At 51.7% G+C, this 25,846-nt stretch carries 20 protein-coding genes and 1 pseudogene; 18 read left to right on the top strand and 3 right to left on the bottom strand.

The features are described 5' to 3' along the window. The first annotated feature begins 90 nt into the window (after positions 1–90). Positions 91–1,524 (top strand): family 43 glycosylhydrolase, encoded by a 1,434-nt coding sequence (locus OHJ21_RS09325; protein ID WP_486019900.1) that lies wholly within the window; start codon positions 91–93, stop codon positions 1,522–1,524. A 100-nt stretch (positions 1,525–1,624) separates the two neighbouring features. Here the strand turns inward: OHJ21_RS09325 and OHJ21_RS09320 are convergent, their stop codons facing one another. Further along, positions 1,625–2,491, bottom strand: coding sequence for an AraC family transcriptional regulator (locus OHJ21_RS09320; protein ID WP_326120547.1), 867 nt, complete (start codon positions 2,489–2,491; stop codon positions 1,625–1,627). 99 nt (positions 2,492–2,590) lie between these two features. On the opposite strand from OHJ21_RS09320, the gene OHJ21_RS09315 reads away from it, so the two are divergent. The 15 genes and pseudogenes from OHJ21_RS09315 (at position 2,591) to OHJ21_RS09245 (ending at position 22,898) form a co-directional block, all read left to right on the top strand. After that, positions 2,591–2,809, top strand: coding sequence for a family 43 glycosylhydrolase (locus tag OHJ21_RS09315; protein ID WP_243390709.1), 219 nt, complete (start codon positions 2,591–2,593; stop codon positions 2,807–2,809). Further along, positions 2,724–3,430 (top strand): annotated as a pseudogene (locus tag OHJ21_RS09310) (beta-xylosidase family glycoside hydrolase). The gene OHJ21_RS09315 and the pseudogene OHJ21_RS09310 overlap by 86 nt, the downstream one beginning before the upstream one ends. After that, on the top strand, positions 3,345–3,521 hold the full coding sequence (locus OHJ21_RS09305; protein WP_279300443.1) for a beta-xylosidase family glycoside hydrolase: 177 nt from the start codon (positions 3,345–3,347) through the stop codon (positions 3,519–3,521). Before OHJ21_RS09310 ends, OHJ21_RS09305 begins: the two are co-directional and overlap by 86 nt. A gap of 169 nt (positions 3,522–3,690) precedes the next feature. Continuing rightward, positions 3,691–4,326: a hypothetical protein gene (locus tag OHJ21_RS09300; protein WP_486019899.1), complete on the top strand. Its 636-nt coding sequence runs from the start codon at positions 3,691–3,693 to the stop codon at positions 4,324–4,326. A gap of 348 nt (positions 4,327–4,674) precedes the next feature. Next, positions 4,675–5,571: an RCC1 domain-containing protein gene (locus tag OHJ21_RS09295; RefSeq protein WP_486019898.1), complete on the top strand. Its 897-nt coding sequence runs from the start codon at positions 4,675–4,677 to the stop codon at positions 5,569–5,571. Positions 5,572–5,852: 281 nt separating this feature from the next. Then, positions 5,853–8,885 (top strand): Ig-like domain-containing protein, encoded by a 3,033-nt coding sequence (locus OHJ21_RS09290; protein ID WP_486019897.1) that lies wholly within the window; start codon positions 5,853–5,855, stop codon positions 8,883–8,885. 428 nt (positions 8,886–9,313) lie between these two features. Further along, positions 9,314–11,818 (top strand): heparinase II/III family protein, encoded by a 2,505-nt coding sequence (locus OHJ21_RS09285; RefSeq protein ID WP_486021021.1) that lies wholly within the window; start codon positions 9,314–9,316, stop codon positions 11,816–11,818. After that, complete coding sequence (locus tag OHJ21_RS09280; RefSeq protein WP_326120551.1) at positions 11,806–12,768, top strand: ABC transporter permease; 963 nt, start codon at positions 11,806–11,808, stop codon at positions 12,766–12,768. Before OHJ21_RS09285 ends, OHJ21_RS09280 begins: the two co-directional genes overlap by 13 nt. Positions 12,769–12,801: 33 nt before the next feature. Then, on the top strand, positions 12,802–13,677 hold the full coding sequence (locus OHJ21_RS09275) for a carbohydrate ABC transporter permease (protein WP_100537387.1): 876 nt from the start codon (positions 12,802–12,804) through the stop codon (positions 13,675–13,677). 88 nt (positions 13,678–13,765) lie between these two features. Next, entirely contained in the window at positions 13,766–15,361 is a 1,596-nt protein-coding gene (locus OHJ21_RS09270) for an extracellular solute-binding protein (protein ID WP_486019896.1), read from the top strand. A 124-nt stretch (positions 15,362–15,485) separates the two neighbouring features. Continuing rightward, entirely contained in the window at positions 15,486–17,189 is a 1,704-nt protein-coding gene (locus OHJ21_RS09265) for a polysaccharide deacetylase family protein (protein WP_486019895.1), read from the top strand. Positions 17,190–17,212: 23 nt separating this feature from the next. After that, positions 17,213–18,451 carry a DegT/DnrJ/EryC1/StrS family aminotransferase gene (locus tag OHJ21_RS09260; RefSeq protein ID WP_486019894.1) on the top strand — a complete coding sequence of 413 codons (1,239 nt, stop codon included), beginning with the start codon at positions 17,213–17,215 and terminating at the stop codon, positions 18,449–18,451. Continuing rightward, the gene (locus OHJ21_RS09255; protein WP_486019893.1) at positions 18,432–20,339 is read left to right on the top strand and encodes a hypothetical protein; all 1,908 of its coding nucleotides are present in this window, start codon (positions 18,432–18,434) and stop codon (positions 20,337–20,339) included. The genes OHJ21_RS09260 and OHJ21_RS09255 overlap by 20 nt, the downstream gene beginning before the upstream one ends. Then, positions 20,326–21,354 (top strand): alpha/beta hydrolase family protein, encoded by a 1,029-nt coding sequence (locus OHJ21_RS09250; protein WP_486019892.1) that lies wholly within the window; start codon positions 20,326–20,328, stop codon positions 21,352–21,354. The genes OHJ21_RS09255 and OHJ21_RS09250 overlap by 14 nt, the downstream gene beginning before the upstream one ends. A 92-nt stretch (positions 21,355–21,446) precedes the next feature. Continuing rightward, on the top strand, positions 21,447–22,898 hold the full coding sequence (locus OHJ21_RS09245; RefSeq protein WP_486019891.1) for an extracellular solute-binding protein: 1,452 nt from the start codon (positions 21,447–21,449) through the stop codon (positions 22,896–22,898). Between the two features lie 140 nt (positions 22,899–23,038). On the opposite strand, the gene OHJ21_RS09240 is transcribed toward OHJ21_RS09245, so the two are convergent. Continuing rightward, positions 23,039–23,947, bottom strand: a complete 909-nt coding sequence (locus tag OHJ21_RS09240; RefSeq protein WP_009595412.1) for a helix-turn-helix transcriptional regulator — start codon at positions 23,945–23,947, stop codon at positions 23,039–23,041. Positions 23,948–24,045: 98 nt separating this feature from the next. On the opposite strand from OHJ21_RS09240, the gene OHJ21_RS09235 reads away from it, so the two are divergent. After that, positions 24,046–24,510 (top strand): VOC family protein, encoded by a 465-nt coding sequence (locus tag OHJ21_RS09235; protein WP_009595424.1) that lies wholly within the window; start codon positions 24,046–24,048, stop codon positions 24,508–24,510. Between the two features lie 78 nt (positions 24,511–24,588). Further along, positions 24,589–25,158 carry a YdeI/OmpD-associated family protein gene (locus tag OHJ21_RS09230; protein WP_009595404.1) on the top strand — a complete coding sequence of 190 codons (570 nt, stop codon included), beginning with the start codon at positions 24,589–24,591 and terminating at the stop codon, positions 25,156–25,158. Between the two features lie 74 nt (positions 25,159–25,232). Here the strand turns inward: OHJ21_RS09230 and OHJ21_RS09225 are convergent, their stop codons facing one another. Continuing rightward, positions 25,233–25,730: an SMI1/KNR4 family protein gene (locus OHJ21_RS09225; RefSeq protein ID WP_009595399.1), complete on the bottom strand. Its 498-nt coding sequence runs from the start codon at positions 25,728–25,730 to the stop codon at positions 25,233–25,235. Between the last annotated feature and the right edge of the window lie 116 nt (positions 25,731–25,846).

Raw genomic sequence — 25,846 nt, 5'->3', positions numbered from 1 at the left:
GACCGTATAATCAAGGTCCAGTCATTTCGATCTGCTTATAATTGTAGTTTGGACAGGTTATAACATCATGGAATGTGAGGAGTTTGGATTATGCAAGCAAGCGGAGATTTAGGAAACGGCACCTATAGAAATCCGATATTGGCCGGTGATTATGCGGATCCTAGCGTGGTCAGAGTCGGAAACGATTATTATATGACACACTCCAGTTTTAAGTTTGCGCCGGGGTTACTGATTTGGCACTCTAAAGACCTGGTGAACTGGGAACCCATCGCCAAAGCGTTAACCGATTATGCCGGCGATGTGTGGGCACCTGATTTGACGTACTACAAAGACCGGTTTTATATCTATGCTCCCATCCAAGAAGAGATCATGGTGCTTACGGCACAACATCCATACGGACCTTGGAGCGATCCGCAAAGAGTGGGGGTTCAAGGAATTGACCCGGGACATGTCGCGGATTCCAATGGAAATCGGTATTTGTTTTTTAGCGATGGTTATATGGTAGAACTGGCCGAGGACGGACTGTCGGCCGTTGGCGCCCCTCGCAAAGTGTATGATGGTTGGCCGTTTCCGAAGGAATGGGTCGTGGAAGGAAACTTTATGGAATCACCCAAACTCACGTTTCATAACGGATATTTCTATCTTACCGTGGCGCAAGGAGGAACATCGGGTCCTGCGACAAGTCATATGGTCGCTTCTGCGCGATCCCAAGAACCATGGGGGCCATATGAGCACTCTCCCTACAACCCGATTATTCGAACGCAAAGCCGGAATGAACGATGGTGCTCCAAAGGGCACGGTTCACTGGTTGACACCCCGGATGGCGGCTGGTGGATCGTTTATCACGCGTACGAAAAAGGGTACTACACGCTCGGCAGACAAACGCTGCTCGAACCGCTGGAATGGACGGAAGACGGATGGTTCCGCGTCCCGCCTCATGGTCAGACCGACGAGCCCATTCTTAAACCGCCGGGCGAGGCCGTCACACACGGCATGGCTTACGATGAATTTCAAGCCGCGTCCGGCGGGCTGGGATATCCGTGGAGCTGGTATCAATCAAGCAATGAGATGCAGTATACCCTTCAGAAACATGCGATAACGCTCCAGGCTGCGACCGAGGCGGCACCCTTGGTCTTTATGCCGGAGGACCATTCGTATGCGGCACAAGTGGAGATTGAGCTCTCCGAAGAATCGGAAGGGCAGTTTTTATTGTTTTATAATGAATCGACGTATAGCGGATTTGGCATATCCCAAGAGGGCTTATACGGTATTATTCGCGGCTGGGAGACCCCTTCAAAGGCTTATCCGCATCGGCGGGTCATCGTACGTCTTGAAAATAACGAGCATGAGGTCGTATTTTATTACAGTGCGGATGGATCGGAATGGAATAAATTTGAACACTCATTCGAAACTTCCGGCTGGCATCACAATTCGTTGGGCGGATTTCTTGCATTACGAATCGCTCTCCGGATGAAAGGTTCCGGCGAGGTTACGTTTAAAAACTTTAACTATCAGAAGTTGTAATCATGAAGCGACTGACCTTTTATCCACAGGTGCGTCGCTTCTTCCATTAGCGAGGCGTCGTGTGTGGAGATGAACCTGCGTGGCCACGAGTGGAAAGCACTTACCTGTTTTTTCGGTATGCTTTTGGAGATAGTGTAAAGACCTTGGTGAACTGACGAGTAAAATAATTGCTGTCGTTGAATCCGCTCTGATAAGAAATTTCCGAAATCGGAAGGCTGGTCGTCTTCAGCAGCCTGCATGCGTGCTCCAGGCGGAGCTGCAGGAGATAGGCGAAGGGTGTCGTTTGGTAATAGGATTGGAAAATCCGATTCAAATGTCTGACGGATATATTCGATTTCGCCGCAATTTCTTCACGAGAAATGGGCTGCAAATAGTTATCCTCCATAAAGGAAATGGCCTCGGCCAAGTGCATCAGATTGCTTTGGGCCCCTTGACGCCGCTCCTGCTTTTCATACTGCCTTGACAATTGGACGACGAGCTCCATAAAACGTGAACGCAAAATGGTCTGGTAGCCCTGCAGCTTGTTTGTGTACTCCTCAATCATGAAATCAACAACGGACGTTACGTAATCCAGACTTGAGATCGGCAAGCTCATCTTGCTCAAGGCGTGGTTAATATTGCGGTAATACGGTTCCAGGACGAAAAGCGCCTGATACCCGTTCGATCTTTTGAACTCAGGACCTGCCGATTCCAGCATCTCGGGTTTATACATGATGTTGCAAATACGAAACTCATGAGGATCCTTATATCCATGGGAGGTTGTGCCGTTAATGACAAATACGTCCCCTTTCTTGATAAACGATTCTTCTGTATTGACAATATGGGTGGCATTCCCATGTAAAACAATAACGAGTTCGGAGAAATCAGCATGGCGATGCACATACATATCCTCCTCATGTCTGCCGTACTGAATAAAGAACTTAAATTGCTCATCGGTCGTAAACCAATTCAAATGAACGCTTCTCATTCGAACTCCCTCCCAATCATGACTTGCAGTGACCACTTGTCCTTATCATGCTGTTTTTAGACTCTAAAATCAAGGATTGAGGACAAAGTTCTAAATTATATGGTGACCGTCGCACGAAGCCAACGTCCTTATGGACCGTTTGAGTACTGTCCGCATAATCCCATCCTGTCGCATCGAAGCCGAAGAAGCAGCATACACGCGACAGGACACGCAGATCTGGTGCAGGCCCAGGATGGCAGTTGGTGGGCCGTTTTCTTATCCTATGCGTCATCATCTCGGCAGAGAGACATTTCTGGCTCCCGTCACGTGGACGGCTGACGGTTGGCCGAGCATCGGCATCGAGGGACGCGTGGAGCAGGAGATGGACAAGCCGCAGCTGCCCGAGCTCCGGTGGCCTGCAAAGCCGATCAGAGATAATTTCGATGAGGGCAGCCTTGGTTTGGACTGGGTCTTTTTGCGCAATCCGTTACAGGAAAGCTGGTCACTGCATGAACGTCCGGGATATCTTGTGCTTCGGGGCCATCCATCCTCTCTACATGATGCAGGCTCCCCCGCTTTTGTCGGACGCCGTTTATGCCATTTTCCTGCAATATATCCACTGCCCTGGACTATGAGCCTGTACACGAGGGAGAGGAAGCGGGATTAACCGTATTTATGAATGAACAGTATCATTATGATCTGGCTGTAAGGCCGGTCAACGGGCAAAAATCCGTCGTATTCAGACGTACCGTTAGGTCGATTAGCACAGAGCAAACCCGTCAATGTACTGAGGGACCCGTCGTATTAAGGATCGAAGCTAGGCCCGAGCATTTTCCGATTCTCCATCGAACAAAACTCTTCCGAGGTCATCTTTATGGGATCGGGCGAAACCCATCTGCTTTCGACGGAAGTTGCCGGCGGGTTTACAGGCGTAATGTTAGCAATGTATGCATTCGGTGACAACGAAACAACCCCTGCGCTGTTTGACTGGTTTGATTATGAAGTCATCGATCGTTTGTCAAGCGGGGGGATAGAGCGATCTGAAGCTTAACAAATTATTCGAGTGTGGACGTAACTTATCATGGGGTGCTCACGTCTATCTAAATAATGGGCGAATCAACGTTTCGTCACCCTTACTTGGGTAATAACTCATAATTGATCATAATGTAATGAAACTCATGAAGCGTGTATGAACTCAATACAGAAAGGCGTGATCCGATGTGAGTCCAAGGCATTTTGCATTCATAACAATAACGATTTTCGCCGTGGTTCTATCGCTTACGGCATGCTCAGGAGCAGCTGAGCCTCCCGCCAGTCCTGAAATATCAACACCGGCCAATGAAGAGGTCACGGCTCCTGAAACCGAGAACGAGCAAGCTTCCGAAGGGACGCGTCCCCAGAGCGAAACCTTTGAATTGATGACTGGTGAGGGTAACCAGTCACATACAGCCACCTTGCATCAAGGCGAAGGCTTTTCCTTGTACGTATTCGAAAAGTTCGAGTTCGATGCTGCCCAAGGACGTCTGTTTCTTAGCAGCAATCCAGAATACTATGTTGATATTGAGCCACTGCCTGCAAATTATGACCTAACGCAGCTTAAAAGTGCAGGAAAAAAGGAATTGGAAGAGTTCGGCAAAGTATCCGATTTTAGTGGAGAACTCGTCGAGCATCCGCTGGGTTCAGCCGAACTCTACCTTCAGACCTCGAGTGATGAAGGGATTAACGATTATACTGTGTGGCAATCTGAAACAGGCGACGCTTTCCTGTTCCGTCTTCATAATCCAAAAGGCGAAGAAGCTTCGGATTTTGCCGGACCGGTCCTCGTTTCGTTATCTACGGTTCAAAGCAATTCATAAAGAACGAGGTTTTCTCCAAGTCTGTCAATTCTAGAACAAGGAAGGATTCAAGGCTTGGTGAGATCTGTGCCAGGATGCGACAGTGATTTTTCAAAATTAAAGTCCCATCAAGCTCTTTATGATGGGATTTTTATTTATGATTTAAGGGGGGCATGCTTTCAATGAAAAAGACGGTTTCCCTTAAACTGCTCAGCACAATAATCTTTTTTAATTCGCTCGAGGTAATTACTCTATACCCGTTTTTTAAGAGTCAATGCCCCTCCCCGCAAGGATTCCTGGTCTATCAAGCGAATTCTTGCCTGAATGTTATATGATCGAAGTTGGTATAAAAAATCGAGGAGGTCAAGCATGGATTACACTTCACTGACAGAAGCAGTGATAAAGGAAAAACGGTGGCCCAAACCTAGCATAGCGGCGGGGAGACGTCATTCCGTGGCCCTTCAATCGGACGGAACGGTCACGGCTGCAGGAGATAATCAATACGGCCAATGCGACGTAAGTGACTGGCACGATATGGTGGCGGTCGCGGCAGGTAATGTTCATATGGCAACGAACACGGGTAATGCTCATACCATCGGTCTTAGATCGGACGGAACGGTGGCGGCTGTGGGTTGGAATAAGCATGATCAATGCGATGTTGACGGGTGGTCTGATATTGTTGCGGTCGCGGCGGGTTGGCGTCGCACCGTCGGGCTTCAATCGGACGGCACAGTGGTGGCTGTGGGACGAAATAATGAAGGTCAATGTAATGTAAACGGCTGGCGTGATATGGTGGCGGTCGCGGCAGGTGACTGGCATACCGTCGGTCTTAAAACGGACGGCACGGTAACCATCGTGGGGAATAATCGGTACGGCCAATGCAATGTATGCGGATGGCGCGACATCGTGGCGGCAGCGGCGGGCTACCTTCATACCGTCGGGCTTCAATCGAACGGCACGGTGGCGACTGCGGGTTTAAATAAGCACGGCCAGTGCGATGTAAGTGGTTGGAGGGGTATTGTGGCGATCGCGGCAGGTAGTTATCATTCTATCGGCCTTAAGTCGGACGGTACGGTCATGGCTGTCGGTTGGAATGGGCATGGCCAATGCAATGTAAGCAGCTGGCGCGACATTGTAGCTGTAGCGGCGGGCTGCGCTCATACGCTCGGCCTTAAATCGGACGGCACGGTGGTAGCCGTGGGTGATAATGAATATGGCCAATGCGATGTGACCGAATGGCACGGTATCCAGCTGCCCGGCAAGTAGTTGTTTCTGAAAGCCGTATGAGATGCGGCTTTTTTTGTTATCAGTAGTTAAGTTCTTGGGGCCGGAAATTCGGTGAGAGCGACTTTGAACGGTAGAAGAGAAACGAATAATCAGGCGTTGACGCTGCCTGTTATACATGGTAACTTATGATCAACAAATACATGTTAAATACATGTATTTTGAAAGGGGGAATACAATTACATACCAGGATAAAAGCAGAACAAAACGGTTTGTTTGAAAGCGTCTACAAATCTAATTAGTCAAAGGAGAGAGTTGATGAAATGAAGTCTCGATTATTATTCCGCTCCAAAGGTTGGACCTGGACCCTAGCATTTGCACTGATTTTTCCCCAGCTGTTTATGCCGGAGGTCGCCGATGCTGACGGCAGCGCCAAGCCCGCACATCCGTCCTATCGTCTGGACCTTACGCTGCCGGATACGGTTACGGTAGGAGACATGATCGATTACACAGTTACGCTTGCTACCTATGAACCTGCTCCTGCAACCTATGGCAATGTTTATTTTGTAGTGAATACGAGTGGGCCGGGCCGCGCGGATTACAGCTCTCCCGAGGTTCCCGGAGCCGGAGAGGTATCCTTCATTGACCGGTCGGAATTGCAAAAAGAGGGCTTCCGCCTGACTCCCCAATATGCTAACACCTCGAAATGGACCGCAGAGTTCGATCAGCCGGGAGAATATACGGTGACCTATAAAGTAGTCAGTCGGGATGGAACGGTGGTTGCTGCCGCGGTAAAGAAGGTGAATGTGACCCCGGGCCGATCGCCGTATCAGATCGAGATCACGGATCTGGATCAGGCCGGTGCGGGGGAATACCTGACGCTGCCTGTCACGATTTCCACGAAAGCTCACGAGAACGGAGGAAACAAATCCGCTTATCTACAGGTGTCCAAAACCCAGGGAGACGGTGATATTATGTTCACGGTTCAGGACGAAGAGGGACGACATCACTCGATACTGAACAGCGGGGATTATGGAAAGCCGGGTTTTGAGCTGCCGGCAGACGACTCTTCCACCAAGGACTGGCGGGTTAAATTTTCGAAAATCGGTAAGTACACCTTCAGCTATCGGCTGATCGACGGCGAAAGCGGCGACGTGCTGGCAGAAGACGAGGAATCCGTGGAAGTCGTTCCCGCCTACCAAAATTTGGGCATCCAGGTGTATAACAACTATGTCATGCGGGCAGTGTTCGGCAATGAAAACGGACGCGATGTCGCTTATATGGTTCAGGTCGGCGATCCGGCCCAACTCGTCGTCGTCGATATTCAGACCGAGGAGACGTTAAAGGCGATCGATCTGCCGGGGGCAACCGGGGCTTGGGGGATGGCGGTAGCAACGGACGGCAGGGTTTATCTCGGTTCCTACGGCACCGCTTCACTCTACCGGTATGATCCGCCGACCGATACGATCGTCAATCTCGGTGACCCAGCCGAAGGCACGGCCAGTCAAACCACTCAATTCTTCGAGCTGACTCCGGGATTGGACGGCAAAGTTTACGGTGGTGTTTACCCGTCAGGCTCCGTGTTCGAATATGACCCGGTAAAAGGCTTTACGAATTTCGGCAACCCTATGCCGGGTCAGATTTATCCGCGGAGCGTGGCATACGACAAGGAGGAGAACGTCCTATATGTTGGAGGCGGCGGAACGAAAAATTATCTCATTCGCCATGATTTGAATACCGATCAGAAGACCAACATCATGCCGGCACAGTATAATCTGACGAGCACCTATGATCTGAACATCGTAGGCGACAAGCTGTTTCTGAAGATGGATCCCGGCTACAAAATGATCGTGCTGGACAAAGGAACCGGCTCAGTGATTAAAGATGATGAGCTGATTCACTCCAGAGGGGTGTCCGAACCGCACGATGGTAAGGTGTATTTTACTTACGGCGGCATTCTAAAAAGCTATGATCTGTCGACCAACGAAGTGAAGGAAGTATATACAGGCAGTGAAAAGATCAACTTTGTCTCCAACGTAATCGGTTGGGGAACAGCCTTGATTGATGAGCCCGATTATCCCGGTCCGACGCTGATCGGCGTTGCCGGAAATGCTTCGGCAAAAGTGATCAAATACAATTTGGAGCTGGGAACGCTGAAGCAGGCCGTCATGCCGCTTCCTAAGCAGCCTATCGATCTGCATATTACCGGACAAGGACCTGACGGGAACATCTATGCCGGCGGATTTCTTCCCGGCGGCATGGGCATCTATGATCCGGACACAGGGCTCTCCACCAATAACTCGATCGGGCAGACCGAGGGGATGACCTCTATCGGAGACAAAATGTACTTCGGCACCTATCCGGGCGCCAATATTTTTGAATATGACACGACGAAGCCCTGGAGAAGCTCCGGTACTAACCGAACGGTGAACAAGCTGTTTGATTTGAAAACAGATCATCTGCAGGATCGTCCGTTTGCCATGCTAGGAGCGGAAAACAAGCTGTTCATTGGCACGGTTCCGGACTACGGTAAGCTTGGCGGAGCCTTCAGCGTCTATGACCCGGCAAACCATGATTTGTCGGTTCATACGCAGATCGTGCCGAATCAGAGCATCGTGTCTTTGGCCTACAAGAACGGAAAGATTTATGCAGGCAGTTCAATCCGTGGAGGTCTCGGCAGCACGCCGACCGAAAGCGAAGCGAAGTTATTGGTGTGGGACATTGCGAAGGGAGTCAAGGAAAGGGAGCTGGTTCCTGTCCCCGGGAAAGGAGCTATCACTTCACTGATGGAAGGTCCGGACGGGAACATCTGGGGTTTTGCCATGGGCACGCTGTTTATTTATGACCCTTCGTCCGGTGAGGTGGTGTATCAGGATGAGAAGTTTCCGGAAGCGGGCGGACAGTGGAGAGATGCGAGCCTCGTTATCGGGAAAGACGGCCTCGTCTACGGAACAATGAGCGGCAAGTTGTTCTCCATCCATCCTGAGGACAAAAAAATGACGATCATGAGGAATCAGGCCGCCTGGTTATCACGGGATATCATGGGCAACCTGTACTTTGTGACCGGTAACGAGCTCTGGCGTCATGTGATCGAGGATAACAAAGCTGCGGTTACCGAGGTGCGTCTAAGCGTCAGCACCCTCGAGCTGTCCGTCAATCAAACGGCCGAAATAAAAGCGGAGGTTCAGCCATCTTTTGCAACGGTAAAGAATGTGTCCTGGACCTCCAGCAACAGCGCGGTTGCTTCCGTCAGCGATGCCGGAGTCGTCAAAGGACTGCAGCCGGGCACGGCGGTTATTAAGGTCACGACACTGGATGGCAGCAAGACGGCGGAATGTGTAGTCACGGTTAAATAGCAAGCCAAAAAGAGGCGGCACCAAATGGAATGTTTGGTGCTGCTTTACATTTGGGATTACCCTTATCGGACGCCGTAAGTAACGGATCCGAGATTAACAACAAGGATTTAAGTCGGAAATAAATAGGGTTACAGCCTAACGCTTTGGAACGGGAAAGTTTCCTTGTACAGGCCCTATGAAGGGGATTGGCTTCCTGTTGATCACGTTGCAGTTGGATGAATAAGACAAAATTTTGAATTGACAGATCATTAAAAATACAAGTAATATACATGTATACTACTAAGAGAATTCAATTGAAGCGTGGCGACCAGGAGTTACGGAACAGCGGATGGCTTCGATTAGGGCTTTGTTGCAAAAACTTATGAGAGCGTTTTCTTGATCGATTGAAAAGAAAGAAACTCATGTATTAAAGGAGGAGCTTACGATTGATGCTGCGGATGGAATTTATAAAGCCCTCGCTGCTGGAGACCGGGGAGAAACATCGGCTTAACTTCATGCTTGTGCACCCCTGCGGAAGAATGGAGCCGCAATCGGATATGACCTTTAGCATGACTTGCAGCGACCCGGAGATCGTTGAGGTGAACGGCAGCGTGATCACCGGGCTAAAGCCTGGCGAGACCGAAATTGCCTTAGACCTTTTGAACGATAGATTCTCGGTGTTTAGATGGAAGGTTCTTGTACGGCCGGCAGGTTTATCGGCGAAAATGAAGCTGCAGGACCGTCCGAGGATGTTGTTTTCGAACGAGGAGCTCGCGGAATTTCGGGAACGGATTAAACGGGATGATGGCAGTTCCGCGAAGGTAGTCGATGCAGCCAGGCTATGGGCCGGATACCTGGCAAAAGCTGATGCCTATGTGGAGGAAGATAGCTTCGAGGTGCTGTATCCGTCCATATCGGATCGGTGGAAGATAGCGCTGCCTCTAACGGAGCCGAAGCGGGTGCCAGAACCGCAAGGCCATACCTTCTTCCCGTTCTGGACGATGTATGCCAGAGCGATAGAGGATCGGCTGGTCGTCATGTCCACGGCCTTCCTGGTGACGGAAGAGAAAAAGTATGCGGTTCGAGTGAAGCAGCATCTGTTGTCCCTGGCCGCCTTCGGCAAATGGTATGAGTTTGACGAGCGGGGCGCGGAAGGAAATCTGAGCAACGCACATCTGCTGCTTGGCGCTTCGTGCGCCTATGATGCCATTCACAGCTTGCTGACGGAAGAAGAGCGGCGATCCATTCGCCAAGCCATTCTGGAAAAAGGGCTTCATCCGCTGGCCATCGATATCGGAAGCCGTGATATGCACAACATCGTGGCAGCCAAGCAGGTAGCGATGTTGTACGGCGCGGCGGCCATCATGGATGAGAGCCCGTTCGCCGCCAAATATTTACAGTCCGGATTCACTTATCTTCAAAGCTATCTGGACCGAAAAAGGGAATCCGGAGAAACAGAGGGGCTGCTGTACGACAATGTGGCTGCGCGCCATGCCTGGATGGCGGCGGATCTTTATCGGAGAATCAGCGGCGATGACAGCCTGATTCAGCATCCGTATTTACGGGAAGAGCTTCCTGAACGTTTTTTCCGGCTGCTGGCGCCGGGGGAAGAAAGCTCATTCCCGAATCTGTCGGATTCGTTTTACAAGCTGGATATCGCCTATCTCATGGCCATGACAGCTACCCATTATGACCATCCGGCAGCGTTGTGGTACCTGCATAAGCATGCTGCAACGCATCACGCATCGCTTCTATATTTACGGAAAGAGACCTCACCAACAAGCCCATCGGAACTGTACGGCAAGAGCGCTTCCGCGGTGTTCCGGAGCATTGGCTGGGCCGCCCTGCGGTCGGGATGGGGCGATGAGGATCATCTGCTGTGCTTTACCTCAAGCTGCTCGGCAAAGGACCATAATCACAAGGACCAGAACAATCTGGTGATCAATGTCGGCGGAGAGTGGCTGTTGACCAATCCCGGCTACCAGGATTATGTACCTGGTCCGAAGGCGGATTACACGACCGGCACGGTCGGCCACAATTCGCTGCTCGTCAATGGTCAGGGGCAGATCCACCTGGGAGGCGGGGGTCTCCAAGAGGAATTGTTACTCCCGTCATTTGAGGCGGTTGTCGGGGACGCTGCGGAAAGCTATGGCGGGCTGCTGAAATCCTTCCGACGATCTGTCCTACATATCGATTCGTCATATTACTTCGTCGTGGATGAGGTGGAGCTTCATCAGGATTCGGATGAGGTCGAGCTGCTGTTTCATACGACCTCGGCGGTTCAGGATGGGGAAGAGCTCAAGGCTCCGGGCGAGAATCTGGGAAGTGAATCCGTTGTATTCCAGGGTGAAAAGGCCGCTCTGCAGCTTATGATTCCTTTTCCCAAGGAGAAGGTGCTCACCCTCCGCGAGTACCCCGGAGCTGAAACCTACGGTCCTTATGTAGCCGTGGGTGGTACGAGGGGGAAAAGACGGCGGTTCGTCACGTTGATCAATCCGCGGGTCCATTACGGCGAGAGGTTGGCCATCCGTCAGGAGGAGCAGGATACCGGAAGCCTGGCTGCCGGGTTAACGGTGGAAAGGCCCGGCGGGGCGGAGGATATCTGGCTGTTCTGCGCTGACGCTGTGGAAGCCTGCTACCGGGGGGTTACTTTCCAGGGAGAAGCCGCCCGCATATCGGGTAACGGCCTGCTTAATTTGTGGAAGGCTGAACGTTTGTCCGGCGGGGACATCGATTTTGAGGCGGAGCTGCCTCTGAGCGTATACAGCGATGCCCGCCGTTCATCCTGCATTGTTCATAACCCCCACCCTGTGGAGGTCTCCTTCAAGCTGAAGCAGGTAACTGCTGGCATGGAAGTCGAACAAACCGCACCACCTGGCTATTATGAATGGAATCTTATGAATATCGACAGAGGTGATCAGGCGGAAGGGAGAGAAGCTGTGTGGAAACCGTGATTTCGGAGGTCAATCCATCCGCTGCCGCCAAAAAGAGCGCATGGGAGCAAATCCGGACCCGAATGTGGAGGGACCGTTATCTGTACCTGCTGCTGTTGCCGGGCCTGCTTTACTTTATCGTGTACCGGTATCTGCCCATGCTGGGCATATCGCTTGCCTTTAAAGAATACAGCCCGTTCCGGGGGTTCGCGGAGAGTCCTTGGGTCGGATTCGCGAACTTTGCCCGGATTTTCGAAAGCCCGGAGGTTATCCAGGTTATCTGGAATACGCTGACCATTTCCTTTCTGCAAATCGCGTTCGCATTTCCGGCGCCGATCATTCTGGCCATCATGCTGAACGAGGTGGCAAATCCGCTCTTGAAAAGAGGGCTGCAGTCCATCGTTTACATGCCGCATTTTCTATCTTGGGTCGTGGTGGTCGGCATCGTGACGATCTTTTTCCGCAACGAGGGCTTGATCAACGACGTGCTGCGAGAATTGTTTGGCTTGCAGCAGACGATCCCTTTTCTCACCGAGCCCGATTATTTCCGAGCTTTTCTGGTTTTGGAGGTCATCTGGAAGGAAGCCGGCTGGGGAACGATTATTTTCCTGGCGGCGCTGGCAGGCGTTAATCCGGCTCTTTACGAGGCAGCCGTCATGGACGGTGCAGGGCGCTTCCGCCAAATCTGGCATATTACGCTGCCCGCCATCCGAAGTACGATCATTATCATGCTGATCATACGTCTGGGCGACGTGCTGGAGGTCGGCTTCGAGCAGGTGTTCCTTCAGCTGAACGCTTTTAACATGCACATCGGCAATACGCTCGACACCTTTGTGTATTACAAGGGGATCCAGCAGTCGGACTACAGCTTCTCCACCGCGGTCGGCGTATTCAAGGGTCTGGTCGGTCTTGTGCTGGTTATGGCCGCTAACAAGCTGTCCAAGCGGTTCGGCGAGCAGGGCGTATATTAGGGGCTTCGATTCTTTCTGGGAGGAGGTCGACGTATGAAGCAAAAATCCATTGCGGACCGCTTGTTCAGTGGCGTGAATATCAGCCTGCTGCTTGTCATATCCGCAGTCATGCTTTTTCCGTTTGTATATTTGTTCTCGGTTTCATTTTCCTCGTTCGAGGATTTTCTGGGCAGCAAACTGCTGCTCTGGCCGTCCAAATGGACGACCGACGCCTATGAATATATCTGGGCATCCAGGACGTTTCGGCAGGCGCTGCTGAACACGTCGGTGGTTACCGTGCTCGGCACCATCGTCAATCTGTTTTTTACGGCGACGATGGCATACGCCTTGTCCAGGCCGATCGTCGGCCAGCGCACCGTCATGTTTATGATCGTCTTTGCCCTCTTGTTCTCGGCCGGCATGATTCCGACCTATCTGGTCGTCCAGGAAACGGGGCTGCTTGATTCCATCTGGTCGCTTATTTTGCCGGTGGCGATCGCGCCCTTCAACCTGATTGTCATCCGTCAATTTTTCATGAACATACCAAGCGATATGATCGAGGCGGGCATCGTGGACGGCGCGAATGACCTGCAGATTTTCGGACGCATCATCCTGCCGCTCTCGAAGCCTGCGCTGGCGGCATTCAGCCTGTTTTATGCGGTCACGCACTGGAACAACTATTTTGCGCCGATTCTGTACATCAATGATCCGGCCAAATGGACGATCCAGGTCGTGCTGAGACAGATTGTGGTGGTGGGGGAAACGACAGGCACGCTCGGGGGAGATAACATGTTCCTCGAAAATCCGCCGCCTCCCGAAACGATTCAGATGGCCGCCATTCTGATGGCGACCCTGCCGATCCTGATCATGTATCCGTTCCTGCAAAAGCACTTTGCCAAGGGCGTTATGCTGGGCGCCGTCAAGGGTTGATGACTTCGAACGGCCGGATCATGGAGCTGTCCGAATGAATCATAAATGGAGGTCACACTCCAACATTGATAAGAATGGGGGAAAGCTCATGTTAAAGAAACGCAGACTTACCGCAGTCATGGCGGCATTGCTCTCCATCAGCATGGCTGCATGCGGCGGCCAGCCGAAAGCGGAGGAGCAGCCGAAAGCGCCGACTTCGGGAGGGAAGAACCCGTTAGAGGCTAACGAAAAGTTTACGATTACGGCAATCGATTTCCGTTACGGAGATCCGCCGCCGACCTCGAGTCCAGGCATTGACATGATCAACGAAAAATTCAATGTAGACTACAAGCCTGTCTTTGTACCGAATACCGCATTTGATGAGAAGATCAACGCCGTATTTGCATCGGGTCAGATTCCGGATATGATCGGCTTAATGTCGACCGACCTGAAAAATCGCTACAATAAGTTTGCGAAGCAGGGGGCGTTTTTGGATCTCGAGCCGTACATCAACGATTATCCGACCTTGAAGGCTGTGCCCGATTACATATGGGACTCCATGCGGGTAAACGGCAAAATCCATGCGATTCCGCAATATGCCCCGAAGTATCAGGTCGTCACCGTGCTCCGCAAGGACTGGCTTGATAAGCTTGGCATGAAACCACCGACAAATTACGAGGAGCTGAAAGAGGTAGCGCTGGCGTTTACGAACGGAGATCCGGACGGCAACAACAAAAAGGACACATACGGGATCGCCATCGGCCAGGACATTAACCCGAACTTTAACCAGGGACCGTATTGGGACCCGGATGCCTGGTACCATCAGGATGCTCAGGGCAACTACATCCCAGGCATCATTGGCGAAGGCCGCCGGGAGTTCATCACCATGCTGTCCGAGCTTTATAAGCAGGGAGCGATGTCGAAAGACTACGCGGTACTGAACTGGGGAGACACGAACAAGGAGTTTTACTCCGGCAAGGCAGGCATCTTCATCGGAACGCCTCGTGGAATGTCGCAGGATTATATGAACGGTCTGCTGGCGATCCATCCCGAAGCCGAGTTTGTGCATCTGGATCCGTTTATGGACCAATATGGGAACCAGGGACTTATGGCCGGAGCAGGTTATAACGGTCTCACCGTGCTTAGCGCCAAACTTCAAGATGAACCGGAAAAGCTGAAGAAAGTACTGGAGATGATCGATTTCGGACGCAAATTCTACCCGCAGGATCAGAAAAATGAAAAGAATGCCGATTTTGACTGGTATTCAGGCAAAGTCGGTTCTGGTTACGTTATGAAAGACGGCCTGCCTGTCTTCAACGAGAACTTCGGCAGAGACGGTCTTGGCCCATCAACGTATTATGTTGATAATTCCTCGTGGGTACCGCAGGACTCGGACAATGTATATTCCATTACGTATCAGACCAAGCAGCTTGTGGATCTTGTAGCCGCCATCGAGACGATGTACAAGGATATGAAGCTTTATATCAACCCGATCAATGGACTGGAGTCGCCGACCGACAACTCGAAAGGCGCCGAGCTGAGAAAGTATGTCATGGATGAGCAGGTAAAAATGATTGCAGGCACCCGTCCGGTTTCCGCTTGGGATAAACTGGTTCAGGAGTATCTGGACAAAGGCGGTGCCCAAATCATCCAGGAATACAACGCGAATATCAAAGAGAAGGATCCGAAGGCCCTGTTTAAGTGAGACTTTTGAAATGCGCCTTATACATGATCTGTAGGACAGCGGGGCAAATCTTTTTGCCCCTGTTCTGCATTGGGATACCTAGCGCCTATGGAAATGCGAGCTGTGGAGGAGGGAGACATGAATCATGAAAAAGACAGCGAAAATCGGTCTGTGGTTTAACAGGCAGTCGGCGGAATACTTCTGGGGACACGGTCAGGACCTGTTTCAGCTTTATGTGGAGGAGGTGCTTGGTCATGCAGGCATTCCTTATGCAAGGTTTGACGATGCCAAATCCCTTGAGTTATATGAACCCGATATCATCGTCGTACTGCACCCGGGAGAGAAGGAAGAGGATCTGAACCGACTGGAGCAGTGGGCCCGCCGAGGAGCGACACTCATCAGTTACGGCGGATTGAACCGCATGGCCGGCCGGCTGGGCTGTAGCCGCTTTGCCATCCGGGAAGCGGTGTATGGGGACCTGTCAGGGTTAAGCTATGCGCAAGGCATACCGGTTCTAAGGGCGGTATGCAGCGATCCGTGGATGGTGTCAGAGAAATCCGTCATCCCGGTTCAAGCGGATGGCGTTCTGCGCCGGCTCCGTAAAGCTGGTGCCGAGTCAGCCGCAGCCGTTCTGGAGTTTCCGCTAGGTGCAGGCCGGCTGATCCGCTGGAATGTGGACATCCCCGCGAATATCGTTATGCTGCAGCAGGGCAGCGGCCCGGTCGTCCAGGACGGCATCCCTGCACCGGACGGTACGGGAGCGGTGGACGAAGGCATTTTGAAGGCCGATGACCGGTGTGAGCTGGATTGGAATGAGGACCGCTCGGTGACGGAGACCGGGATGCCATACTTTGATACGCCGTATGCAGACTGGTGGCGCGAGGTGATGGTCCGCCAGCTGATGGAGGAAGCGGATGCGCAGGGAATGACACTTCCGTTTCTGGACTATTGGCCGGAAGGCGTCAATCAGGTGGCCATGATCTCGCACGACAGCGACTTCAACATGGAGGAGGCGGCCCGAACGACCCTGAGCGTGCTTCAGAATAACGGCGTCCGCTCGACCTGGTGCATGATCGAACCGGGCTATTCCCCGTCGCTCTACAAAGAAATTCAGGCTGCCGGACATGAGCTGGCATTTCACTATAATGCTTTGGAGCAGGAGAAGGGGATATGGAGCGCCGAGGAATTTGCCCGTCAACTGAACGTAATCCGGAGCACCAGCGGCGCGCCGATCATTTCGAACAAGAACCACTATACCCGCTTTGAGGGCTGGGGAGAGCTCTATGTATGGTGCGAGCAGAACGGCATCGAAGCGGATCAAACTAGAGGGCCGAGCAAAAAAGGAAATGTCGGCTTTCCGTTCGGTACCAGCCATCCGTATTACCCGATCGCTCGTTCGGATGACCGCAACCGGCTATACCGGGTGCTGCAGATCGGCTTTCTGACCCAGGACCTGGAGCATCCCACGCTTTCGGATGCGTCGGTGATTGCCCCGTTTCTCGAAAAGGTGGCGGAAGTCCGCGGCGTCGCCCATTTTCTGTTTCACCAGCAGCACATCCATCATCTAGGGAACGTCCGGCATGCGTTTTCGCTAGCGGTCGAAACCGCGAAGGGGCTCGGTTATGCGTTCTGGACGAGCGAGGAGATCACCCGCTGGGAGCAGGCCAGACGAGCTGCGGTGCTCCGGGTAGGCGCAGACGGTACCCTCATCACCGAGAATCTTCCGCAGGGAGCGGTAGTGCGCCAGCCGTCGGATGCAGAGGTGGACCCGTCAGCTTCGCAGGCGGTCATTCGCTTTGGGCGGCCGTGTGCAGAAGCGGCAAGCATTATGAAAACAGCATCCGAATAACGACAATGAGGAGGAATCAGACAGTGGCACCGTTAGCGATTCATGGGGGAACGCCGGTCAAGACCGGTCCTTTTGGCACAGGCAAAAGATTCGGGGAAGAGGAGGCCGCGCAACTGCTCGAAGCGCTGGAGCAGAACACGCTCTTTTATCATTTCGGCACGAAGGTTAAACAGTTTTTGGCCGATTTCAATGCGATGTACGGCCGGGAATACAGTGTAGCGACATCCTCCGGCACCGCGGCGATTCATGTCGCGCTGGGTGCGGCTGGCGTCTCCGTAGGGGATGAGGTCATTACAAGCCCGATTACGGACCAGGGAACGCTGATCGGCATTCTGTACCAGAATGCGATTCCCGTGTTTGCCGATCTGGAGCCGTACACTTACAATCTGGATCCGGTCTCGGTCGAAGCCTGCGTTACGCCAAGAACGAAAGCGATCCTTGTCGTCCATCTGGCGGGATATCCGTGCGATATGGACCCGATCATGGAGGTCGCGAGAAAGCACGGCATCAAGGTTATTGAGGATTGCGCACAGGCCTATCTGACCAGGTACAAGGGCAGGCTGGCCGGCACCATCGGCGATTATGGCTGTTTCAGCACGAACGATTTCAAGCATATCTCCACCGGGGACGGGGGCATGGTGCTGATCAATTCGGGAAAGCGCGAGGATTACGAAACCGCTCACGCCTTTGCGGACAAAAACTACCGCCGTCTCGGCACCACGGTTGACCGGGGAACCAGCTATATTGCGCCGAATTACCGGATGACCGAGCTGCAGGGAGCCGTCGGAATCGCCCAGCTCAAGAAGCTGCCCTGGATATGCGGGCGGCGTCAGCAATATGGCGACCGGCTCAATGAAGGATTGCAAGGAATCCAGGGCGTCATTCCGCCGCAGGTCGACCCGGAGCATGACTGTACATACTGGTTCTACATGCTGCGACTTGACTTGGATAAGCTGACCTGCAGCCGTGAAGAGTTCTGCAGGGCGCTGGAGGCAGAGGGAATCCCCAACCGTGCCGGCTATATCCCGCAGGTATGCTATTTGCAGCCGCTGTTCCAGAACCGGCAGGCTTATCCGGGGAGCCATTTTCCGTTTGACGGCAGCAGCGTCTCTTATGAGCCTGGCCGTTGTCCTGTCGCGGAAGCGATATTAGACACGGCGGTGCAGATTCCGATGAACGAATTCTACACGCCCGAGGATATTGAGCATATCATCCAGGCTGTTGCCAAGGTGGGCGCTTATTATGCGAAAAGCGATGAATAATATGGAAGAAGTGAACGACAGCAAGGCAACGGGGACGATGGGGGCTTTCGAGCGGATCGGCGTACCCGTTGATGTCGACGAGAGCAGATCCGCGGCGGTGTGCCGGAGAGCCGACGGGACCGAGCGCATCGTAATCGCAGCCCGGGGATATGTGCTGATCACGGATCCGGGAACAGGTAACAGCATCCAGCTTTATTTTCCGGAGGGCGAGGGCCAGTATCCGTTTGCGTCGATCAGTGATTCCCAGGGACGGTTCTATACGGGAGCCGGGTGCTATTTTTACGTCGTAGATCCGTTCAAACCGGCATTTGTCGGTCAGTACCGGGTACCTGAAGGGGAAGAGGGAGCCGGCTTTGCATTTGCCGTGAATGGAGATGGTCGGGTCTACGCTACAACTTACCCGGGAAGTTATCTGATTGAGCTTGATGCTTCGTCGAACTCCTCGCGTACCTTATGCAGGCTCGATGCCGAGAGGAAGTATGCCATGACGCTTGCCTGCGGGAGCGGCGGGAAGGTCTATGCAGGACTGGGCACGTCGTCGCCGGCCATCACCTGTTTTCATGAGGAGACCGGAGAGCTTGAGATAATACTGGAGGGAGCGCCGGGTACGACAGGCAGCGCTGCCGTTCACCAAGGCTGCGACGGCGCCGTTTACGGCTGGCTGCCATCCGGGGAGAACGGAGACGGCATATGGCACTGGCTGAGCGAGCAGGGGGCAGAGCAGGTGTCGGCGGAGGAGGTCAGCCCGTTCCTGTATAAGGGGGCAGGTTACAACCAGCTGCACCTGGACCTCGACGCCGGTCGAGTGCTGCTGAAATGGCAGCTGTCCGACAGGCAGATCGAAATCATGGAAGCGGACGAAAGCCTGAGCCGGATTCCGCTTACCTACAAGGGTGGCGGAACACCGCTCTCCCCGCTGTTCGGCGGTCCGGACGGCATTCTATACGGCACTTCCAATCACCCGCTTCATCTGTTCACATACGATACCGCAGCTGGACATCTGACCGATTGGGGCGGCGATATCGTGGAGCGGGGAGGCGGCGGCAATATTGCCGCTTATGCGGCTCAAGGCAGCATCATCGCGGGTGCGGCTTATGCCGGCGGCATGGTCCATTTGCTGGACACGGCGAAAGAATGGTGTACGGATCCAGGACCCCATCGGAATCCCCGCCTGATCTATGAAAATGCTGCTGTCCACAGGCCGAGATGCGCAGCCGCGCATCCGGACGGCCGCCATGTGTTGTACGGCGGCTTTCCCGGTTATGGTGCGGCAGGCGGCGGGCTCGGCATCGTGGATGTGCTGGCCGGGCAGGTGGAGATGCTGGAGAACCGGGATATTATCAGCGGGCAGAGTACGATTTCAATTGCAGTGCTCCCGGATGGCAGGGTATTCGGCGGCACCAGCATCGAGACGCCCGGCGGCGGGATCAGCACGGCGGAGGAAGCGGTGATGTATGAGCTGAATTGGCCTGCCCGACAAGTGATTCGGCGCTGGGTGCCGGTTCCGGGTGCCAGGGAAATCGCTCAGCTGATTTCCGGGCCAAACGGTCTTCTCTATGGCTTGACCTCGGAATCGGTGTTCTTTGTTTATGATGCGGGACTGCAAAAGGTCATTCATTGCGGCGATCTTTCTTCCTGGGGCGGTATCGTCCGGCAGGGACTGCTCATGATAGAGCGAAAGGGGCATCCATTCCTTCTGGGTCTGCTGAGCCGGGCTATGTTCACCGTAAATACGGCGAGCATGCAGCCGGAACTGCTGGAAGTGCTTCCGGTCGAAGCGACCAGCGGAATCGCCTGCATTAACGGAGACGTGTATTTCGGTTCCGGTGCTGAGCTGTGGCGGTATCGGATGGAAGAGGAGGGCGATTACTTTTATGATTCGGTTTAATGGGGAATTTGTGCCGCTGTTAGAGGGAATCCATACTCTTGAGGCCTGGAGGGAGAAGGAGTCCAGGCTGAGAGCACGATGGCTGCAGCTGCTGGGGGAGCCCCCGGAGCCGGTTGATTATAGGCCGAGAGCCGTCGCAGACAGCGGGGGCTTCCGGGTGCTTTCTGTGCATGAGGAAGAAGATCACATAAGACAGGCGATCATGTACGAATCACCGGACGGGGATTCGATCCCTGCTTATCTGTTGCTCCCTTCGGGAAAGCCTGCTGAAGGAGGATATCCCGCTGTACTTGCCCTTCACCCGACAACCGAGAATGGAAAAGACGATGTAAGTCTGGCTTCCGGAAGGGCGAACCGGCGATACGGACTAGAGCTGGTACAGCGCGGTTTTGCCGTGCTGGCTCCGGACTCCATCACGTTCGGCGCCCGAATCTATCCAGGAGAAGCGCCGTTTCAAACGGCTCCGTTCTATCAACGGCACCCTGCGTGGACCGCAGTCGGCAAAATGCTCTCCGATCACATGGTAGGGGTCGACGTGCTGACCTCGCTGCCCCAGGTAAATCCACGCCGGATCGGCGTTATCGGCCACTCGCTGGGCGGCTATAACGGCTGGTTTCTAGCCGGAATGGATAAACGCATCAAGGCCGTCGTCTCGAGCTGCGGATTTACGATGTTTCGCGGCGATCCGGAGCCGAACCGCTGGGGCCTTCGGGAATGGTTTTCCCATATCCCTTCCATTACGGACAGTCTGAACAACGGCTCTCTTCCGTTTGAGTGGCATGAAATCGCTGCGCTTGCGGCTCCAGTGCCGATGTTGATGTGGTGCGGAACGCGAGACCGGATTTTTCCGAACTGGAGGGAGATTGCCTCGGGACTGGGGGAGCTGGATGGTTTGTATGATTTTCTGGGAGCTTCATCTGCTTTCGAGAGCTGGATCGGTCATGAAGGGCACGATTTTCCGCCGGATATCCGGCAGCGAGCCTACGCTTTTCTTGAAAAACAGCTTGCGAAGTAAAATATAACCGCGTTCTTTATCCGGAGTGCATGGAATCCTGATGTCCCTCATGATATACTGAATGTTATAGACATGTATAGGAGCGGTATATATTGTTGCGTAGAAGAAATGAATTTCATGAGCGTTATGAACGCTTTATTCAGGAATTAAGGAATGAAATCGTTGCCGGTGTTCTTCAGCCGGGTGAATTTATTTTGCCGGAAAATACGCTTAGCCAGAAATATGAAATGAGCCGGGTATCGATCCGGAAGGCGCTGGATGAGCTGGTGAACGAAGGATTGATCGAGAAAATCGCGGGCAAGGGCAACCGGGTGAAGGTGCCGGATGAGGACAGAACGCCTGTCGTGCTGAGACTCGCCTGGTTCTCTTCCTCCTATGAGATTCCGATTATCGAAAAAATGATCGAGGCGTTCGAGCGGAAGCATCCGTTCGTTCAGGTGGAGATGGTGCTGTACTCCGAGGATTTCTACACCGAAACCATCATCCGTTCCATGGAGGACGGTCAAGGGCCAGATCTGTTTATCATGTCGGATCAGCATTTCCGGGAATGGGCCGAAAGCGGGCGCACGAATCTGCTGACAGGATATGTTCCTCCCCGTCTCATGGAGGAAGGAGCAAGCTATCCGCAGGTCTTCGAGCTGTTCAATCATGAAGGCGGCATGCTCGCGGCGCCGTTTGTGTTCTCTCCGGTAGTCATCTGCTATAACCGTTCGATCTTCCGTCAGCACGGACTGACTCACCCTGTCAGTCTTGGCGACTGGCAGGAGCTGCTGGAGGCGGCCAAAGCCTGCACATCGGCCCCGAACGAAGACGGAATGACCGATCATTACGGCTTCTGCTTCTCTTCGTCCCCCAACCGCTGGCCGGTCTTTCTGCTTCAAAATGAAGGCAGCATCATGGCTGCAGACCGCAGCCGGAGCACGATGGCGGACGAGCGGAACATCGAAGCGCTGGAGTATTGCGTATCGCTGATGTACAAGGAGCATGTGTCGCCGATCTTTTCCCATGGCAGCAGCCATTTAGCCGAAAGCCTGTTTATGAAGGAACGGGTCGCGATGATCATGTCCACTTATTATTTCATGAATGAATTCCGCGACCATTCCATCGACTGGGATGTGATGACCTTGCCGAAAGGGGCTAAACCCGCCACTATACTGTTAGGTGGGGGTCTGTCGATCAACGCTGCGAGCAGTCATCGGAATATCGCCGAAAAACTCGTGGATTTTATGACAGGCGAGGAAGCTCAGAAACTGCTTAAACAGTACGGATGCACCATTCCGGTTTTGCGGTCCGTGGCCGAGGATGACAGCCTGCTGAATCCGGACATTCATCCGCAGCACTATAACCGTTATCTCGAGGTGCTGCCGCATGCTTATCCGCTGCATATCCTCAACATGAACCAATCTGAAATATTGACGCTGCTGGATGAACTGAATCTGTTGTGGGCTGGCATGGAGACCCCGGCGGATACCTGCACCCGGATCGAGCAGCTCTTCAACTCCCAGCTGGGCTTGAAGGGCGCCGGTACCGGAATGGAGAAGTGATGAATCGGTAAGAAAAGCACCTTCAGGAGAACGTTGCTATGTCGTAAGATATGGAGGCGGTCTTGAAGGTGTATTTGTGTTGGGAGCAAGAGTCAGCGATCTGTTAGAAGACCCTAACATGTTAATGTAAAAAGGGACTTTTAAGAATATTTCTCGACCATTTTAAGCAAATAATTGCGAAACTCCTCCACGTATGATTTAGGTTCAACGATTTCTAAATTTGTACCGAAACTTGCTAAAAATTGAAATCCAAAAGGGTCTTGAGGAATATGGATGGTAGCCAGGAAATATTTAGAACTATAGCTTTCAATACTCTTTCGACCGTATCTTTCAATAAACTGATCTTTTATGCCGGGCGCAATTAACGCTTTAATGGTGACGAGTTGCGGCTGGTAACTGGCTGCGCCTTGTTCTAATGCATAATCTCTCGGGTTAAAGGTTTCTTCATTCATTTTTAGATTATCGATCCTGGATAATTTAAATGTTCTATAGCTCTGACGATGTAAACAGAATCCCTTCAAGTACCAACTCGTTTCGCTATAATGAAGCTGATACGGCTCGACGATACGATTCGTTATCATGCCATTTTTATCAATATAATCAAATGAAATTAACTTTTTCCCTATGATCGATTCTTGGCATGTCTTTAAGGTTTGAAGAATTTCGGACCGACCCTCCCAATCATAAAATGATAGACGGACTGAACCTTTCAGTGACATGGGGTGAACCATGGCCTCCATTTTTTTAATCGTGATTTCAACTTCCTCGCTAATTAGAATTTGTTCCAATCCGCCGAGGGCAGTCAGTATATTTTCTAAGTCGGAGCTGTTTAAAAGTCGCTTATCCACCTTGTATTCATCCATAATACCGTATCCGCCATGAATTCCATGAACAGAATAGATGGGAATGTTGGATAAGCTCAGTGTTTCCATATCTCGAAGAATCGTTCTCTTGGAAACGTTGAATAATTGTGCGAATTCTTTTGTTGAAACGATATCTTTTTTCAGCAATATCATGATAATGGATATTAATCTCTCAACCTTCTCCATAACGGCCCCTCTTTTGGTGCAAATTTTTAAATGGTGACATGCGTCTGTCACCACTAATAAATTATACTTCATCTATCAAAAGAAGGAGGTACAACTTTATGTCAGCCATTGCCTATTTGAACTTTGATGGAATCGCCGAAGAAGCGATTGAATTTTATTCGGAGGCTCTACATGCGAACGAGGTAAAAAAAGTGAAATTTAAGGATTTTCCGCAGGATCCAAACTATCCATTGCCAGAACATGAATTAAATATGATCATGGAGTCTTCGGTAGAATTTGCAGGCGGGAAAATCATGATGTCGGATATTTTGCCTTCCATGAAGGCGGTAACGGGTGAGTTGATGAGAGGAAATAACGTACTTATTAGTGTAGTCATGGATGATAAACAAACATTGGAAGACTACTTTTACCGATTGTCTGTTGGCGGTCATGTTGTGATGCCGTTATCCAATACCCCTTGGTCTTCGTGCTTTGGAATGCTGGTTGATCAGTTCGGAGTTGCCTGGAAATTTAATCGTGACGCAGATCGGTTTCTGGATAAAGTCATTTCAAACAAACAGTAACGCATTCAAAACATGGCCTTCCAATGAAAGGCCATGTTTTGATATTCTCTTTAGAAAGGAGGAGGATGGGTTTTAGCTATGATAATCGAGCATGTCATTCCAGCAAAATCGAGAGAGGATTTAAGGCTTTGGCTGCAGAACCATGGCACGACCGAGAAGTCTTGCTGGGTCTTGGTTAGTATGACGCCAACCCCTGATATGTTGTTATATTTGGACGTCGTTGAGGAGGCCTTATGCTTTGGATGGATTGATGGCATTAAAAAGAAAATGTACGAAACCGAGTTGGCCCAGAGACTGTCTCCTAGAACTAAAAAAAGCTCATGGACTGAATTGAATAAAGAACGTGTCCGCCGCCTCGAAAAGTTGGGGCTCATGAGTGACGAAGGCAGGAGGGTTCTTCCTGACATGGATCCTGCTTCTTTCAGAATAGATGAGGTCATAGAACAAAGGCTAAAAGAGGAAAAGCAAGTATATGAGAATTTCATGGCATTTCCGGATCTTTATAAAAGAGTTCGGATCGACACGATACAAAGCTATAAGAATCAGCCGGAATTATTTAAGAGCAGATTAGACAAATTCATAACCAACACGAGAGAAAACAAAATGTACGGTCAATGGAACGATCATGGCCGTCTACTTGAATATTAATACTCCCTGGGTCGAAGGCCAACAACCTTAGTCTGGTTGAGTACCGAACTAAGGTTGTATGCATTGCCTATTTATCATTGGAACTCTATAGTTTTCGACATAATCAATTCCAAAAACCCTTCTAGATTATGGGACGCTTTTTCAACTTCTTCAAATTCAGGTTCATATCCGCGCACGATAGCACCAACGTCATTGGTTAAATCAATCGCATAGAAGGAATACCCACCATCGACTGATATCACGATCGGCAGGTAAGAATCCCACCACGCAGTTATTTCTGATTTCCATAGTTCATCGCCCATTGCTGCCTCCAAACTGAGCATTTCAAATTCATTCCATTTAAATTCAGTATCGGAGCGATTATTGTATTCATCCTCGCAAAGAAACCAGGACTTCTCATCAGGTGTGATGCATCGTTTTACAACACTTAAAAATTCCAAATAATCATTAGGAATTTCCTTATATCTTGATAACAAGCTGCCAGCTAAATGTAACTGATGATCCTCATTCTTAGTTATCGTCCAACCGTTTTCTTCTGCCCAAATCATAAATTCATTTATTTTGTCATTCATGGTCGGTCTACCTTCTCCCACCGTATTCACTCCAATTTCTTATAGGCTCTGATTATTATTCTAGTCAGACATTTCCATATCCTTCTGGAACTCCAAGTGCATTCCATATTTCGATA

It is taken from the genome of Virgibacillus sp. LDC1, from assembly GCF_025792345.1.
Taxonomy (GTDB): Bacteria; Bacillota; Bacilli; order Paenibacillales; family Paenibacillaceae; genus Paenibacillus_AQ; species Paenibacillus_AQ lautus.
The sequence above is the reverse complement of the archived record's forward strand: the minus strand, read 5'-3'. Positions and strand labels throughout refer to the sequence as shown.

What these genes read in the sequence shown, in the direction of transcription:
- OHJ21_RS09325 (WP_486019900.1), top strand. Translation starts at nt 91, where the DNA reads ATGCAAGCAAGCGGAGATTTAGGAAACGGCACCTATAGAAATCCGATA.
- OHJ21_RS09320 (WP_326120547.1), bottom strand. Translation starts at nt 2,491, where the DNA reads ATGAGAAGCGTTCATTTGAATTGGTTTACGACCGATGAGCAATTTAAG.
- OHJ21_RS09315 (WP_243390709.1), top strand. Translation starts at nt 2,591, where the DNA reads ATGGTGACCGTCGCACGAAGCCAACGTCCTTATGGACCGTTTGAGTAC.
- OHJ21_RS09305 (WP_279300443.1), top strand. Translation starts at nt 3,345, where the DNA reads ATGGGATCGGGCGAAACCCATCTGCTTTCGACGGAAGTTGCCGGCGGG.
- OHJ21_RS09295 (WP_486019898.1), top strand. Translation starts at nt 4,675, where the DNA reads ATGGATTACACTTCACTGACAGAAGCAGTGATAAAGGAAAAACGGTGG.
- OHJ21_RS09290 (WP_486019897.1), top strand. Translation starts at nt 5,853, where the DNA reads ATGAAGTCTCGATTATTATTCCGCTCCAAAGGTTGGACCTGGACCCTA.
- OHJ21_RS09285 (WP_486021021.1), top strand. Translation starts at nt 9,314, where the DNA reads ATGCTGCGGATGGAATTTATAAAGCCCTCGCTGCTGGAGACCGGGGAG.
- OHJ21_RS09275 (WP_100537387.1), top strand. Translation starts at nt 12,802, where the DNA reads ATGAAGCAAAAATCCATTGCGGACCGCTTGTTCAGTGGCGTGAATATC.
- OHJ21_RS09270 (WP_486019896.1), top strand. Translation starts at nt 13,766, where the DNA reads ATGTTAAAGAAACGCAGACTTACCGCAGTCATGGCGGCATTGCTCTCC.
- OHJ21_RS09265 (WP_486019895.1), top strand. Translation starts at nt 15,486, where the DNA reads ATGAAAAAGACAGCGAAAATCGGTCTGTGGTTTAACAGGCAGTCGGCG.
- OHJ21_RS09255 (WP_486019893.1), top strand. Translation starts at nt 18,432, where the DNA reads ATGCGAAAAGCGATGAATAATATGGAAGAAGTGAACGACAGCAAGGCA.
- OHJ21_RS09250 (WP_486019892.1), top strand. Translation starts at nt 20,326, where the DNA reads ATGATTCGGTTTAATGGGGAATTTGTGCCGCTGTTAGAGGGAATCCAT.
- OHJ21_RS09240 (WP_009595412.1), bottom strand. Translation starts at nt 23,947, where the DNA reads ATGGAGAAGGTTGAGAGATTAATATCCATTATCATGATATTGCTGAAA.
- OHJ21_RS09235 (WP_009595424.1), top strand. Translation starts at nt 24,046, where the DNA reads ATGTCAGCCATTGCCTATTTGAACTTTGATGGAATCGCCGAAGAAGCG.
- OHJ21_RS09230 (WP_009595404.1), top strand. Translation starts at nt 24,589, where the DNA reads ATGATAATCGAGCATGTCATTCCAGCAAAATCGAGAGAGGATTTAAGG.
- OHJ21_RS09225 (WP_009595399.1), bottom strand. Translation starts at nt 25,730, where the DNA reads ATGAATGACAAAATAAATGAATTTATGATTTGGGCAGAAGAAAACGGT.